The 14,506-nt window shown below is 69.0% G+C and carries 16 protein-coding genes; 13 read left to right on the top strand and 3 right to left on the bottom strand.

What is annotated here, in order from left to right; translation table 11 throughout:
• Window positions 1-14: 14 nt before the first annotated feature.
• The 5 genes from ACTIE5_RS02565 (at window position 15) to ACTIE5_RS02545 (ending at window position 4,453) form a co-directional block, all read left to right on the top strand.
• Complete coding sequence (locus ACTIE5_RS02565) at window positions 15-938, top strand: branched-chain amino acid ABC transporter permease (protein WP_439548123.1); 924 nt, start codon at window positions 15-17, stop codon at window positions 936-938.
• Complete coding sequence (locus tag ACTIE5_RS02560; protein WP_439548122.1) at window positions 938-1,885, top strand: branched-chain amino acid ABC transporter permease; 948 nt, start codon at window positions 938-940, stop codon at window positions 1,883-1,885. Before ACTIE5_RS02565 ends, ACTIE5_RS02560 begins: the two co-directional genes overlap by 1 nt.
• A complete protein-coding gene (locus tag ACTIE5_RS02555; RefSeq protein WP_439548121.1) occupies window positions 1,878-2,648 on the top strand; it encodes an ABC transporter ATP-binding protein in 771 nt (256 codons plus the stop codon). Before ACTIE5_RS02560 ends, ACTIE5_RS02555 begins: the two co-directional genes overlap by 8 nt.
• Entirely contained in the window at window positions 2,645-3,361 is a 717-nt protein-coding gene (locus ACTIE5_RS02550; protein WP_439548120.1) for an ABC transporter ATP-binding protein, read from the top strand. Before ACTIE5_RS02555 ends, ACTIE5_RS02550 begins: the two co-directional genes overlap by 4 nt.
• Window positions 3,362-3,490: 129 nt before the next feature.
• Window positions 3,491-4,453 (top strand): tripartite tricarboxylate transporter substrate binding protein, encoded by a 963-nt coding sequence (locus ACTIE5_RS02545; RefSeq protein WP_439548119.1) that lies wholly within the window; start codon window positions 3,491-3,493, stop codon window positions 4,451-4,453.
• A gap of 137 nt (window positions 4,454-4,590) precedes the next feature.
• Here the strand turns inward: ACTIE5_RS02545 and ACTIE5_RS02540 are convergent, their stop codons facing one another.
• The gene (locus ACTIE5_RS02540; RefSeq protein WP_439548118.1) at window positions 4,591-5,481 is read right to left on the bottom strand and encodes a LysR family transcriptional regulator; all 891 of its coding nucleotides are present in this window, start codon (window positions 5,479-5,481) and stop codon (window positions 4,591-4,593) included.
• 152 nt (window positions 5,482-5,633) lie between these two features.
• Between ACTIE5_RS02540 and ACTIE5_RS02535 the strand changes: the two genes are divergently transcribed.
• Complete coding sequence (locus ACTIE5_RS02535; protein WP_439548117.1) at window positions 5,634-5,972, top strand: hypothetical protein; 339 nt, start codon at window positions 5,634-5,636, stop codon at window positions 5,970-5,972.
• A gap of 24 nt (window positions 5,973-5,996) precedes the next feature.
• Here the strand turns inward: ACTIE5_RS02535 and ACTIE5_RS02530 are convergent, their stop codons facing one another.
• Window positions 5,997-8,333, bottom strand: coding sequence for a bifunctional salicylyl-CoA 5-hydroxylase/oxidoreductase (locus ACTIE5_RS02530; protein WP_439548116.1), 2,337 nt, complete (start codon window positions 8,331-8,333; stop codon window positions 5,997-5,999).
• Window positions 8,334-8,451: 118 nt separating this feature from the next.
• On the opposite strand from ACTIE5_RS02530, the gene ACTIE5_RS02525 reads away from it, so the two are divergent.
• Genes ACTIE5_RS02525 through ACTIE5_RS02495 form a run of 7 tightly spaced genes read left to right on the top strand, consistent with a single transcriptional unit; the run spans window position 8,452 to window position 14,198 of the window.
• Window positions 8,452-9,186, top strand: coding sequence for an SDR family NAD(P)-dependent oxidoreductase (locus ACTIE5_RS02525; RefSeq protein WP_439548115.1), 735 nt, complete (start codon window positions 8,452-8,454; stop codon window positions 9,184-9,186).
• On the top strand, window positions 9,183-9,704 hold the full coding sequence (locus tag ACTIE5_RS02520) for a MarR family winged helix-turn-helix transcriptional regulator (protein ID WP_439548114.1): 522 nt from the start codon (window positions 9,183-9,185) through the stop codon (window positions 9,702-9,704). Before ACTIE5_RS02525 ends, ACTIE5_RS02520 begins: the two co-directional genes overlap by 4 nt.
• A complete protein-coding gene (locus ACTIE5_RS02515; protein WP_439548113.1) occupies window positions 9,701-10,528 on the top strand; it encodes an enoyl-CoA hydratase family protein in 828 nt (275 codons plus the stop codon). Before ACTIE5_RS02520 ends, ACTIE5_RS02515 begins: the two co-directional genes overlap by 4 nt.
• Entirely contained in the window at window positions 10,528-11,691 is a 1,164-nt protein-coding gene (locus ACTIE5_RS02510; protein WP_439548112.1) for an acyl-CoA dehydrogenase family protein, read from the top strand. Before ACTIE5_RS02515 ends, ACTIE5_RS02510 begins: the two co-directional genes overlap by 1 nt.
• 14 nt (window positions 11,692-11,705) lie before the next feature.
• Window positions 11,706-13,340 carry a benzoate-CoA ligase family protein gene (locus ACTIE5_RS02505; RefSeq protein ID WP_439548111.1) on the top strand — a complete coding sequence of 545 codons (1,635 nt, stop codon included), beginning with the start codon at window positions 11,706-11,708 and terminating at the stop codon, window positions 13,338-13,340.
• Window positions 13,337-13,801 carry an acyl-CoA thioesterase gene (locus ACTIE5_RS02500; protein ID WP_439548110.1) on the top strand — a complete coding sequence of 155 codons (465 nt, stop codon included), beginning with the start codon at window positions 13,337-13,339 and terminating at the stop codon, window positions 13,799-13,801. Before ACTIE5_RS02505 ends, ACTIE5_RS02500 begins: the two co-directional genes overlap by 4 nt.
• On the top strand, window positions 13,794-14,198 hold the full coding sequence (locus ACTIE5_RS02495; protein WP_439548109.1) for a RidA family protein: 405 nt from the start codon (window positions 13,794-13,796) through the stop codon (window positions 14,196-14,198). Before ACTIE5_RS02500 ends, ACTIE5_RS02495 begins: the two co-directional genes overlap by 8 nt.
• Here the strand turns inward: ACTIE5_RS02495 and ACTIE5_RS02490 are convergent.
• Window positions 14,195-14,410 carry a hypothetical protein gene (locus ACTIE5_RS02490; RefSeq protein ID WP_439548108.1) on the bottom strand — a complete coding sequence of 72 codons (216 nt, stop codon included), beginning with the start codon at window positions 14,408-14,410 and terminating at the stop codon, window positions 14,195-14,197. The two genes, ACTIE5_RS02495 and ACTIE5_RS02490, sit on opposite strands and share 4 nt — an antisense overlap.
• Window positions 14,411-14,506: the final 96 nt, after the last annotated feature.

The raw sequence follows: 14,506 nt of genomic DNA, 5'->3' as shown, positions 1-14,506 counted from the left end.
GGACGGGACGAGGGATGTCGACGACGCTCCTGCTGGTGCAGGGCCTGAATGGCCTGCAGCTCGGCATCCTTCTTTTCCTCATCGCGGCGGGGCTCACGCTTGTGTTCGGGGTGATGGATTTCATCAACCTGGCGCATGGCGTGCAGTACATGGTGGGCGCCTATCTCGCCGCCTTCTTCGCCGCGCAGACCGGCAGCTTCTGGGCGGCACTGCTGCTGGCGCTGCCGGCCGCGCTGCTGGTCGGGCTGCTGCTGGAATTCCTGGTCTTCCGGCATCTGTATGACCGCGACCACATGGCGCAGGTGCTGGCGACCTTCGGCGTGATCCTGGTGCTGAACCAGGGCGTGAAGATGGTCTTCGGCGCGGCGCCGCTACAGGTGCCGCTGCCCGATGCGCTGACGGGCGGCATCCGCGTGATGGACGGGCTGCTCTATCCCACCTACCGGCTCGCCATCATCGCGGGGGGGCTCGCCACCGCCGGGCTGCTGTGGTGGCTAGTGGAGCGCACCAAGGTCGGCATGCTGGTGCGCGCGGGCGCCACCAACGCGCCGATGGTGGCGGCGCTCGGCGTCGATATCCGGCGGCTGTTCATGGTGGTCTTCGGCTTCGGTGCCATGCTGGCGGGCTTTGCGGGGGTGCTGGCGGCGCCGATCCTCTCGGTGGAGCCCGGGATGGGGGACAACCTCCTGATCCTCGCCTTCGTCGTCATCGTCATCGGCGGCATCGGCAGCATCCGCGGCGCCTTCCTGGCGGCGCTGCTGGTCGGACTCGTGGAGACGCTGGGGCGGTCACTGATGCCGGACCTCATGCGGCTGTTCCTTTCGCCGTCGGAGGCACGACAGGTCGGCGCGGCGCTGTCCTCCATGCTGATCTACATCGCCATGGCGGCGATCCTGGCCTTCCGGCCCGCGGGGCTGTTCCCGGTGCGGGCGTCCTGATGCGCCAGCTCCGATCCGAACTGCCGGCCCTGCTGCTGCTGGGCGCGCTGGCCGCCGCACCCTTCGCGGGGTTCGGCGAAGGCTATGTGCTGACGCTGCTGGCCCGCGCCATGATCCTGGCGATGGCGGCGGTCTCGCTCTCCCTGCTCGTCGGCGGTGCGGGCCTCGTCTCCATGGGCCATGCGGCGATGATGGGCTTCGGCGCCTATGCCGTGGTGATCCTGGACGATGCGCGGATCGTGGAGGCGCATATCGTCCTGCCCGTCGCCATCCTGGCCGCCGCGGGCTTCGCGCTGGTGACGGGCGCGGTCGCGGTGCGGACCAGCGGCGTCCACTTCATCATGATCACGCTGGCCTTCGGGCAGATGGCCTTCTTCACCGCCACCTCGCTCGCGGGCTATGGCGGCGACGATGGCTACACGCTCTATGCCCGTAGCACCGTGGCCGGCGGGCGGCTGCTGGAGAACAAGCTGGCGTTCCACTATGTCTGCCTCGGCGCGCTGACCTTGGCCTGGCTGTTGTGCCGGATGCTGATGGCGTCGCGCTTCGGCCGCGTGATGCGCGCGGTGAAGGGCAACCCGATGCGCGCGCAGGCGCTGGGTTTTTCGCCCTATCCCTATCGGCTCACCGCCTACGTCATCGCCGGCGCCATCGGCGGCGCGGCGGGGTTCCTCTTCGCCAACGCCGCGGAATTCGTGGCACCCGCCTACATCTCCTGGCAGCGATCCGGCGAATTGCTGTTCATGGTGATCCTCGGCGGCCTGTCCGGGCTGCATGGCGCGATGCTCGGCGCGCTGGGCTTCGTGCTGCTGGAGGAGTGGCTGTCCCACCAGTGGGAGCATTGGCGCATCATCTTCGGCGTGCTGCTCATCCTGGCCGTGCTGTGGCTGCCCGGCGGGCTTTCCGGCATCCCCGCCCAGGTCGCGAGGGGGTTCCGCCGTGGCTGAGGCGCTGCTGTCCCTTCGCGGGTTGAAGAAACGCTTCGGCGGGCTGGCCGTGACGGATGACGTGTCGCTCGACGTCACGCCGGGCGAGATCCACGCCATCATCGGCCCCAACGGTGCGGGCAAGACGACGCTGATCAATGAGATCAGCGGCGTGCTGCCGGTGGATGCCGGGCAGGTGTTCTTCGGCGGGCGGGACATCACGGCGCTGCCGCTGCACCGCCGGGCGCGGCTCGGCCTGGCGCGCAGCTTCCAGATCACCTCCGTCATCGCCGGCTTCACGGCGCTGGAGAATACGGCGCTGGCGGTGCAGGCCGGCGACGGGTCCTCCTTCCGCTTCTTCCGCCCGGCATCTACGGAAACGGCACTGAACCAGGCGGCGATGGCGGCGCTGGATGCCGTGGGCCTCGCCGCGCGCGCGCAGGTTCCGGCGGGGGAGATGAGCCATGGGGAGAAGCGGCAGCTCGAACTCGCCATCGCGCTCGCGACCAGGCCCCGGCTGCTGCTGCTGGACGAACCGCTGGCGGGCGCGGGGCCGGAGGAGACGGAGCGGCTGATCGGCATCCTGCGATCGCTCCGCGGCCGCTACACCATCGTGCTGGTGGAACACGACATGCAGGCGGTCTTCGCGCTGGCGGACCGCATCTCCGTCCTCGTCTATGGCCGCGTCATCGCCACGGGACCGACCGAGGCGATCCGCGCGAACCCCGAGGTGAAGGCCGCCTATCTCGGCGAGGATGAGATGACGCTGGACGACGTCCCATGATCCGCCTCGCTGGCCTCACCGCGGGGTATGGCGGCAGCCAGGTCCTGTTCGGCGTCGACCTCGCGATCGGCGCCGGGGAGGTGGTGACGCTGCTCGGCCGCAACGGCATGGGCAAGACCACCACCATCCGCGCCATCATGGGCCTGCTGCCCTCAGTCGGCGGGCGCATCTGGGGCGGCGCGATCGCGATCGATGGCGCTGCCGTCGCGGGGCTGCCGCCGCACAAGGTGGCGCGCCAGGGGCTCGGCCTGGTACCGGAGGGGCGGCAGGTATTCCCGACCCTGACGGTGGAGGAGAATCTGCTGGCCACCGCCGCCCATCGCGGACCCGGCGCGCCGCGCTGGACGCTGCCCGCGGTGTATGACTTCTTCCCCCGCCTGCGCGAACGCCGGACCAATCCCGGCGCCAAGCTTTCGGGCGGCGAACAGCAGATGGTCGCGATCGGTCGCGCGCTGATGACCAATCCGCGCCTGCTCATATTGGACGAGGCGACCGAGGGCCTGGCGCCGCTGATCCGCGCCGAGATCTGGTACGTGCTGGCGCAGCTGAAGGCCGAGGGCCAGGCGATCCTGCTGATCGACAAGAACCTGGCCGCCGTGACGCGCCTGGCCGACCGCCATGTGGTGATCGAGAAGGGCCGCACGGTCTGGACCGGGACCAGCGCGGAGCTGGAGGCCGCGCCGCAGGTCAAGGACAGCTACCTGCACCTGTAAAGCCTTTACCGCTTTACAGGCCGGCGAGTCGGCGGCTTCACAGCTTTCACAAGACCGACGCAATGATGCTATAGAACTGCGCGCCCTGACGATGCATTTGAACACCAGACGAGTTCTGGAGGTTCGATCATGTCGCAGCTCAGCCGCCGTAGCATTCTCGGTGCCTTCCTCGCCGCCCCCCTCGCGGCGCCTGCCTTCGCCCAGCCCTGGCGGCCGGACCGGCCGGTCGAGCTCGTCGTCGGCTTCGCGCCGGGTGGTGGCACAGACATCGTCGCGCGGCTTTTCGCCAGGCATCTGGAAACGCGGCTCGGCCAGCCCATCACGGTGGTGAACCGGCCCGGGGCATCCTCCGAAGTCGCGCTGACCTATGTGGCGCGGTCGCGGCCGGATGGGCAGGTGCTGGGGCTGACCAACATGCCGTCCTTCGTCACCGTCCCGGTGGAGCGGCGGGCGCAGTACAACCTCGACAGCTTCGGCTTCATCGGCAACATCATGACGGACCCAACGGGGCTGATCGTGCGCGCCGACAGCCCGATCCGCGATGTGCAGGATCTGGTGCGCCGGGCGCTGGCGGATCCCGAGGGGATCGTCGTCTCCACCTCCGGCATCGGCACCGATGATCACCTGATGATGGCGCAGATCTCGCGCCTTACGGGGGCGCGCTTCACGCTGATCCACTACACCGGCGCGCCGATCCAGCGCACGGCGCTCATCTCCGGCCAGGTGCAGGCGAATTGCGTCTCCATCGGCGAATACGCGCCCAACCCCGATGGCGTGCGCTTCATCGCGCATGGCGGGGCGGAGCGCAGCCGCTTCGCGCCGGAGACGCCGACCTTCAAGAGCCTCGGCCTGGATTTCGAGATGTACTCGGAGCGCGGCCTGGTCGTTCCCTCCAACACGCCCTCCCGAATCCTGGAGCGCCTGCGCGACGCCGTGCAGGAAGCCGCCAGCGACCCCGCCACGCGCCGCAGCTTCGAGGCGCAGTTCATCGAGCCGACGCTGGAGCCCGGCGCGCAGTGGGAAGCACGGATGCGCGCGACCCAGACCCAGTATGCTGACCTGTGGCGCCGCGCGCCGTGGATCAACACCTGAATGGGGGGTGGTCCGCGTCATGAAGCTACGCCCGTGCCAGCGGTCAAAGAGCCACGGCCGGGCCTGGTGGTGACGAACAGGGAGCCGTCGCCGGACCGGCGCGGGCCACCAGAGGCCGCAGGCAGCGCGCCTGACGGTCAGTCCTTGAACTCGGCAGGCAGCACCGCGGCCAGGTGGTCGAAGACGGCGCGGTAGCGCCGCCCCTGGCGCACATCCGCGTGCGCCACCAGCCACACCGGCGTGCGCGGTGCGAAGTCAGCAACCAGAAGCCGCCGCAAACCCGGCACGCGGCTGGCGGAGCGCGTTTCCAGCACACCCATCCCGAGCCCGCTCGCGATGGCGTTGCGCTGGACCAGCATGCTGTCCGCCTTGAAGGCGAAGCGTGTCGCGGCGACGTCCAGCTTCAACCGCTCCGCCGCGCGCGCGCCGAGTGAGTCGCGGTCGAACCCGACCCAGAGATGGCCATAGATCTGGTCGAGGCCCGCGGGTTCCCCGTACCGCGCCAAGTAATCCTCCGACGCGAAGAAACCCAGCTCCATCATGCCGATCTGCCGTGCGATCAGCTCCGGCTGTTCGGGGCGGGAGAAGCGGATGGCGATGTCGGCGTCCCGGCGCAGCAGGTTCTCCACCTGCATGCCGATAGAGACCTCGATGGTGATTCCGGGATGGGTCAGCAGGAAGGGTTGCATCAGCGCGGGCAGGCGCTCGATCCCGAAGACCTCCGTCGTCGTGATGCGGACGGTGCCGGTCGGGCTTTCGGGCTTGCCGGTGATGGAGGCGGACAGCGCCTGCGCCGCCTGCTCCAGCTGCTCCGCGTGTTCCATCAGCGCCATGGCGCGATCCGTGGGGCGAAGGCCCTGGGGCGTGCGGTCGAACAGCGCCTCCCCCACCTGCTCCTCCAGCGTCCGGATCTGGCGGCCCACGGTGGGCTGGGTGAGGCGCAGGATCTGCGCGGCGGCGGAGAGGCTGCCCGAGCGCATCACCGCGACGAAGGCCTGGAGGAGGCTCCAGTCAAGGCCGTGCGTCATGATGTCACTGCATGTAACGGACGCTGGCTATGCATTATCGCATACCGGAGGAAGAACATTCGGCAATCCCGGAATGGGCACGCCGGCGGCATGTTCTGGCCACGGACGGCGACATCGGGTCGCCACCCCCTCTGAGAAGAAAGCCAACGACCATGACCACCATCTCCTCCAAGCTGACCCTGGCCGCCGCGCTGTTCGGCACCGCCCTCGCCTTCGGCACCGTCACCGCGCAGGCCGCCGAGGCGACCTCCTACCCCCGTTCGGTGGGCGCCGGCGAGAATAGCGAGATCGTCTATGCGCCGGGTTACCAGGGCAACATCGTCGGCGGCGGCCGCGTCGTGACCACGCAGATGCCGGGCAACGAGGTCGCCGTGACGTATCTGGATAGCCAGTTCGCCCAGCGCCAGGCCCCCGGCGTCGCGGCGCGGTCCATCAGCAACGGCGAGAACACGGATTTCGTGCTGGCGCCGATCGCCGCCCCCCGCGGCTGATGACCGTCCAGCGGGCGGCGGAGGCTACTCCGCCGCCCGCGGAAGCGACGCAGCTTCCGGCTTATGGCTCCGCGGGCGGGCCTTGAGCTTCAGGTCGCGCAGTTCAGCCTGGTCCTTCGCCGCGTTGCGCAGCAGCGCATCCTTGCCCCAGAGGTATTGTGGCGGGCAGGCGATGTCCTTCACGCCATACTGCGCCGCGGCGTGCAGGGTGAAGGATGGGTTCGTCAGATGCGGCCGCGCCAGCGCCACCAGGTCGGCACGGTTGGCGGCCACGATGGTATTCACCTGATCCGCGCTGGTGATGTTACCGACGCATAGGGTGGCGATGCCGGCCTCGTTCCGGATCATGTCGGACCAGGGCAACTGGAACATGCGGCCATAGGTCGGGCTGGCATCGGCCACCGTCTGGCCGGTGGAGACATCCATCAGGTCGGCACCGGCCGCTGCGAAGGCACGTGCGATGGAAAGGCAATCCTCATCCGTCAGGCCGCCTTCCGCCCAATCGGTCGCGGAGATGCGGACCGACATCGGCTTTTCCGCTGGCCAGACTTCACGCATGGCGGCGAATATCTCCAGCGGATAGCGCAGGCGGTTCTCGACGCTGCCGCCGTATTCGTCGTCCCGCGCGTTGGTAAGCGGCGAGAGGAAGCTGGCCAGCAGGTAGCCGTGCGCGCAATGCAGTTCCAGCATGTCGAAGCCGCAGGCGATGGCGCGCTGCGTGGCCGCGACGAAATCCGCCTTCACCTGGTCCATGTCCGCGCGGGTCATCGCCCGCGGCACCTGACTTTCGGGGTAGTAGGGGATCGCGCTGGCCGAGAGGATGGGCCAAGCGCCTTCCGTCAGCGGCTTGTCCATCCCTTCCCACATCAGCCGCGTCGCCCCCTTCCGCCCGGCATGGCCGAACTGGAGGCAGAATTTTGCCTGTGACGTCGCATGGGCGAGCGACACGATGCGCGTCCAGGCCGCCTGCTGTTCATCATTCCAGAGGCCCGCGCAGCCGGGGGTGATTCGCGCCGTCGGGCTGACGCAAGTCATCTCCGTAAACAGCAGACCCGCGCCACCCATGGCCCGCGCGCCGTAATGCGCCACGTGGAAATCGCCCGGCACGCCCTCCGGCGCCGAATACATGCACATCGGCGAGACGACGACGCGATTTGCCAGCTGCATCCCGCGCAGAGCAAACGGTTGAAACATCGGCGGCTTGCGCGGGTCGGCCGGGAGCCCCGCGGCCTGCGCTTCCTCCGCTACCGCACGCTGCGTCTCCGCCACGAATTCCGGCGCGCGCAGGGCGAGGTTGTCCCAGGTGATGGCCTTCGACCGCGTCATGACACCGAAGGCGAAGCGGGTGGGGGAGAAGCCCCAGAAACGCTTCACATGCTCGAACCACACCAGCGAGACGCCGGCGGCGTGCTGCGTCTTCTCCACATCCTCGCGCCGGTCCGTCTCATAGCGGTGGAGGCAGGCGGGCACATCGCCGCCGGCGAGGAACGCCTTGTGGAGGCCGATCGCGTCCTCCATCGCCAGCTTGGTGCCGGAGCCGATGGAGAAATGCGCGCTGGCCTTGGCATCGCCGAGCAGCACCATGTTGTCCTTCACCCAGCGGCCGCAGGTGATGGTCGGGAATTGCCGCCACATCGAGCGGTTGGTGATGAGGCGGTGGCCCTGCAGTTCCTCGGCAAACACATCCTCAAGATAGGCGGCCGACTCCGACTCGTTCATCGAACCCAGGCCGGCACGGTCAAAAGTGTCGGGATCCGTTTCCAGGACCCAGGTGCTGGCGCCGGCCTCGTACTGGTAGCAATGAGCGATGAAGATGCCCTCCGGCCGTTCCTTGAAGAAGAAGGTGAAGGCGTCGAAGGGGCGCGTGCTGCCCATCCAGGTGAAGCGGTTGGGGCGAAGGTCGACCTCCGGCGCGAAGTGGTCGCGGAAGCGTTCGCGGATGGGGGAATTGATGCCGTCGGCGGCGACGATCAGGTCGGCGTCCGGGAAGTCCTCCGGCGAGGCCTCCCGCCGGTATTCCAGCTCGACGCCCAGCGCGCGGGCGCGGTCGGAGAGCAGCATGAGGAGCGTGCGGCGGGAGCAACCGCAGAAGCCATTGCCGCCGATGCGGTGTTCCTGGCCCTTGGCGACAATGGCAATGTCGTCCCAATAGGCGAAGCTTTCCGTAATCGCACGGTAGCTGGGCTCGTCCGCGGCCTGGAAGGTGTCAAGCGTCGCGTCACTGAAGACGACGCCAAAGCCGAAGGTGTCATCCGGCCGGTTGCGCTCCACCACGGTGATGCGAGCCTGCGGGAAATCCCGCTTCATCAGGATGGAGAAATAGAGGCCCGCCGGGCCGCCGCCGATCACCGCGATGCGCATCGATGCACCTCCGCCCCTGACATCCGATACTTTAGGCTTCAAAGATTGGGCGGGCAACCGGATTGCAAGGTTGCGCCGCCGCCAGATGATGTTTTAGGCTTGAAGCATCGGAGGTCGGATGGAACCGTCGCCACTCCTCGGCAAGGCCGCGCTCGTCACGGGCGGCGGCACCGGCATCGGGCTCGCCTGCGCGCAAGCGCTGACGCGGGCGGGTGCGGTGGTGACGGTGCTCGGGCGGCGGGAAGCACCGCTGCGCGCCGCCGTGGAAGCGGGGGATGCGGCGGCGTTGCTGGTGGCGGATGTGACCGCCCTGCCCGAGCTGCCGCGCTTCGACATCCTGGTGAATGCGGCGGGCGCCGCGGAGAGCGCGCCCTTCCTGAAATCCGATACCGCGCTGTTCGACAGGATGTGGCGCGTGAACGTCATGGGCGCGGTTGCCGCGGCGCAGGCGGTGCTGCCAGGAATGCTGGAGGCACGGGACGGGCGCATCGTCATGGTGGCCAGCACGGCGGCGCTGAAGGGCTACCCCTATGTCACCGCCTATACGGCAGCGAAGCACGGGTTGCTCGGCCTGGTGCGGGCGCTGGCGCAGGAAGTGGCGGCCAAGGGCGTGACGGTGAACGCGGTGTGTCCAGGCTTTACCGATACCGCCATCGTGACGGAAAGCGTCGCCCGCATCGTCACCACCACCGGGCGCAGCGAAGAACAGGCCCGCGCGGAACTCGCGAAGCACAACCCGCAGAAGCGCCTCGTGCTGCCGACGGAAGTGGCGGCCGCCGTGCTGGCGCTCTGCCTTCCCGGCAGCGGCGCCCTCAACGGCCAGGCGATCGCGGTGGATGGGGGGGAGACGTGACCCCGGACGACATGATGCCCGCCCTGGTGGATGCAGAAACCGCGCTGGCCGGCGCGCCGCCCGGCCACAAGGATGAACTGCGCCTCTGGCTGCGCCTGCTGACCTGCGCGACGCTGATCGAGGGCGAGATCCGCACCAGGCTGCGCCGCGATTTCGATACTACCCTGCCCCGCTTCGACCTGCTGGCGGCGCTGGACCGCGCGCCCGCGGGCCTCACGCTCGGCGATGTCTCCCGCCGCATGATGGTCAGCAACGGCAACGTCACCGGCCTGGCCACCAGGCTGGAGGCCGAAGGGCTGGTGGAACGCCGCGCGCGGCCCGGCGATCGCCGCGCCCAGGTCCTGCGGCTGACCCCCAAGGGCAAGCGTGAATTCGCGCGCCAATCCGCGGCGCATGAGGGTTGGGTGGCGGAATTGCTGGGCGGGATGGACCTGCCCGAACGCGCATCGCTGTTCCGCCTGCTGGGCCAGGCCAAGGGCTCCGTCAGGGCCGCGCTATCGACCGAGGAAACACCATGATCACGGCCATCAACGGCCCCCTGGCGGATTACGCCGCGCAGCATCTCCGCCTGGATATCGAGGGCGGCGTTGCGACGCTGACGCTCAACCGGCCGGAGCGGAAGAACCCGCTGACCTTCGACAGCTATGCCGAGATGGCCGCGATCCTCCGCGCCGCCGTGCACGATGATGCCGTGAAGGCCTTCGTCGTGACAGGCGAGGGCGGGAATTTCTGCAGCGGCGGCGACGTGCATGAGATCATCGGCCCGCTGCTGGACCGCGACACAAAGGGGCTCATGCGCTTCACGGCCATGACAGGCGAATTGGTGAAGGCGATGCGCGCCTGCCCGCAGCCCATCATCGCCGCCATCGATGGCATCGCCGCCGGCGCCGGCGCCATCATCGCCATGGCCTCCGACATCCGCATCGGCACCGCGCGGGCCAAGACCGCCTTCCTGTTCAATCGCGTCGGCCTCGCAGGCTGCGACATGGGGGCCTGCGCCATCCTGCCGCGGATCATCGGCCAGGGGCGGGCGAGCGAGCTGCTCTACCTCGGCCGGTCATTGGGCGGCGATGAAGCCCTGGCCTGGGGCTTCTTCAACGCGCTCCACGCACCCGATGCCTTGCAGGAAGCGGCCGCCAAGCTGGCGCGTGAAATCGCGGAGGGGCCGAACTTCGCCCATGCGATGACCAAGCGGATGCTCCAGATGGAATGGGCCATGTCGCTGGACCAGGCGATCGAGGCCGAGGCCGTGGCGCAGGCGCTGTGCATGACCACGCAGGATTTCCGCCGCGCCTACGACGCCTTCGTCGCGAAGCAGCGTCCGCAGTTCAAGGGCGACTGATGGCAGACCGTACCTTTCTCGCCTGGCCCTTCCTGGAACCCCGCCACCGCGAGTGGGCGGCGGAGATGGAGGCCTGGGCCGACGCGCATGCCGAGGCGCTTTCCGACGAGCATGATGTTGATGGCAGCGTGCGGCGCCTGGCGCGCGCGATGGGCGATTCGGGTCTGCTGCGCGTGCCCTGCCCCACCGATGGCAGGCTCGACGTTCGCAGCCTGTGCATCGCGCGGGACATCCTCGCCCGCCACAGCGGCCTGGCGGATTTCGCCTTCGCCATGCAGGGGCTCGGCACCGGCCCCGTCACACTGTTTGGCACCGCGCAGCAACGCGAACGCCTGCTGCCCGGCGCGCGGGCCGGCACGTCACTCGCCGCCTTCGCGTTGAGCGAGCCTGAGGCGGGCAGCGATGTCGCGGCACTGGCCACTAGCGCGACGCCGGATGGCAACGGCCACTGGCGGCTGAACGGCCGCAAGACCTGGATCAGCAATGGCGGCATCGCCGGCCATTACATCGTCTTCGCCCGCACCGGGGAGGCACCCGGCGCGCGCGGCCTCTCCGCCTTCATCGTGGGCGCCGACGCGACCGGCCTGACCATCGCGGAGCGCATCGACGTGACGGCCCCTCACCCGCTGGCGACGCTGGCCTTCGAGGATCTGCGCGTCTCCGTCGATGACCTCGTCGGCAAGCCGGGCGAGGGCTTCAAGGTCGCGATGGGGACGCTCGATGTCTTCCGCACGACGGTCGGCGCCGCGGCGCTCGGCTTCGCGCGCCGCGCCTTCGACATGACGGTGGAGCGCGCCACATCGCGCAAGCTGTTCGGCGGCGCGCTGTTCGACCAGCAGATGAGCCAGGCCGCCATCGCCGACAGCGCGGTGGATGTCGAGACATCCGCACTCCTCGTCTACCGCGCCGCCTGGCTGAAGGACCAAGGGGCAGCGCGCGTAACTCGGGAATCCTCAATGGCCAAGCTGCACGCGACGGAAGCGGCGCAGCGCTGCGCCGACCGCAACGTGCAGATCCATGGCGGGCTTGGCGTCACCAAGGGCCACAAGGCCGAAGAACTCTACAGGGAAGTCCGGGCGCTGCGCGTCTATGAAGGCGCCTCGGAGGTCCAGCGCATCGTGATAGCGCGGGCCGAACGCGACAGTCGCACATCCAACTCATGAACCGGGAGACGGGGATGGACGGGATGATGACGCAGGCGTTGGGTGCATCTGCTCACCAGGACAGCTTCTGCCGGGACAATCTGCCGCCGCGCGAACAGTGGCCCGACTTCCTGCTGGACCGGCCGGAATTCCAGTATCCCGCGCGCCTCAACTGCGCCGTGGAACTGCTGGACCGGAATGTGGAGCGCGGCCGCGGCGACCATCCGGCGCTGGTGACGCCGGCGGAGATTCTGAGCTACCGGCAATTGGCCGAACGCGTGGACCGGATCGCGCATGTGCTGGTCTCGCGCCTCGGCATGGTGCCGGGCAACCGCGTGCTGCTGCGCAGCGCCAACAACGCCTGGATGGTCGCGGCCTATTTCGCCGTGCTGAAGGCGGGCGGCGTCGTCGTCGCCACCATGCCGCTGCTGCGCGCCAAGGAACTCTCTCAAGTGCTCCGCAAGGGGCGGATCACCCATGCGCTGTGCGATGCCCGGCTGGCGGATGAACTGCGCAAGGCGGATGGGCCGGACCTCCGGCACCTCGTCACCTGGGGCAACGGGATGCTGGAGGCGATGGTGGCGGAGGCGCCCGCTACCTTCACGGCCTGCGATACCGCATCCGACGATGTCTGCCTGATCGGCTTCACCAGCGGCAGCACGGGCGAGCCCAAGGGCACGCTGCATTTCCATCGGGACATGCTGGCGATCTGCGACGGCTACGCGATGCAGGTGCTGAAGCCCGAACCGGCCGACATCTTCATCGGATCGCCGCCACTGGCCTTCACCTTCGGCCTGGGCGGCCTGGTGCTGTTCCCCTTCCGCGTCGGCGCCACCGCCGTGCTGCTGGAAAAGGCGCCGCCGGAGGAACTGCCCGCCGCCATCGAACGCCACCGCGCGACCGTCTGCTTCACCGCGCCGACCGCCTATCGGATCATGGCCGCGAAGGCCGGGCAGCACGACCTCTCCACGCTCCGCAAATGCGTCTCCGCCGGCGAAACCCTGCCGGTGCCGATCTTCGAGGCCTGGCAGCAGGCAACCGGCCTCAAGCTGATGGACGGCATCGGCGCGACGGAGATGCTGCACATCTTCATCGCAGCGACCGAGGACCGGATCCGCCCCGGCGCCACCGGCATCCCCGTGCCCGGCTACCGCGCGAAGGTGGTGGATGATGCCGGCCGGGAAGTCCCGCGCGGGACGCCGGGGCGCCTGGCGGTGCAGGGGCCGACGGGGTGCCGCTACCTCGATGATCCGCGGCAGGCGCAATATGTCCAGGCCGGCTGGAACATCACCGGGGATACCTATGTCCAGGACCAGGACGGCTACTTCTGGTACCAGGCCCGCAATGACGACATGATCATCTCCGCCGGCTACAACATCGCCGGACCGGAAGTGGAATCCGCCCTGCTGACCCATCCCGCGGTGAAGGAATGCGGCGTGGTGGGCGCGCCGGATGCGGAACGGGGGATGGTGGTGCGGGCTTATGTCGTGCTGAAGGATGGCGTCATCGGCGACGCGGCCATGATCAAGGCCCTGCAGGATCATGTGAAGGCGGAAGTGGCACCCTACAAATACCCCCGCAGCGTGGTCTTCGTGCCCGCCCTGCCCCGCACCGAGACCGGCAAGCTGCAACGCTTCGCGCTCCGCAAACAGGCCGAAGCGGGCGCATGAGCCGCCCCACCCCCATCGCGGCCTCCACCCTGCCCGCCCGCGCCTTCCGGGGCCGGCTGCGCATCCGCTTCGGCGATTGCGACCCCGCCGGCATCGTCTTCTTCCCGGCCTTCTTCGCCATGGCGAATGGCATGGTGGAGGATTGGTTCGGCGACGACCTCGGCATCGATTTCCACGCCCTGCACGCGACGCGCCGCATCGGCACGGGCTTCGTGCATGCGGAAGCCGATTTCTTCCGCCCGGGCATGATGGGCGATCGCATCGCGCTGACGCCGATCCTGACGCGCATCGGCGGCGGGTCCTACGCGCTGACGGTGCATATCCATCGCGGAGATGATGAGCTGGCCAGGCTCTCCCTCGTCACCGCCACCACCGATCTCGATGCCCGCCGCGCCGTGCCGATCCCGGCCGATTTGCGCGCGGCGCTGGTCGCCTACCAGGAGCGTTGCGCCCATGGCTGAAAGCCCCCTGACCGCCCTGCATCCCCCGGGATGGCCGGCGCCCCGCGGCTACGCCAATGGCATGGCGGGGCGCGGGCGGATCGTGCTGGTGGGCGGGCAGATCGGTTGGGACACCGAAGGGCGCTTCCCCCCGGGCTTCGTGCCCCAGGTCCGCCAGGCGCTGGAGAACATCCTCGCGGTGGTGAGGGAGGCCGGCGGCGGCCCCGAACACATCGGGCGGCTGACCTGGTATGTCACCGACATGGCGGAATACCGGGCCAGCCTCGCCGAACTCGGCCCGGCCTATCGCGCCGTGATGGGCCGCAACTTCCCCGCCATGGCGCTGGTGCAGGTAGTGGCACTGGTCGAGCCCGCGGCGAGGGTCGAGATCGAGGCCACCGCCATCATCCCGGATTAAGCTGCGGGCGCTTCCGGCCCGGGTTCATCCGCCACGTCGATCGGCGCGTCCATCGCTTCGTCGGCATCGCGCTTCCAGCCGCGGCGTTCCTCGCACATCCGACGCGCCAGCAGGGCGGCGCCGATCGCGCCGGCACCCACGGCCAGCGTCGCCGCCGCGGCGGTCGCGACCGCCATGCCCATCATCGTGCCAGTCGCCATTCGCAGAAACATGGCCAGGTCTCCTTCGTGTCGGCCCTATCTGGGGCCGGGTCGCCTCGGGGCAAGCGGAATGGGGGGTGGTGGCAGGGACCGTTCCGCGGCGCAGGA

It is taken from the genome of Falsiroseomonas sp. (assembly GCF_051859025.1).
Taxonomy (GTDB): domain Bacteria; phylum Pseudomonadota; class Alphaproteobacteria; order Acetobacterales; family Acetobacteraceae; genus Falsiroseomonas.
This window is presented reverse-complemented; position numbering and strand designations above follow the sequence as displayed.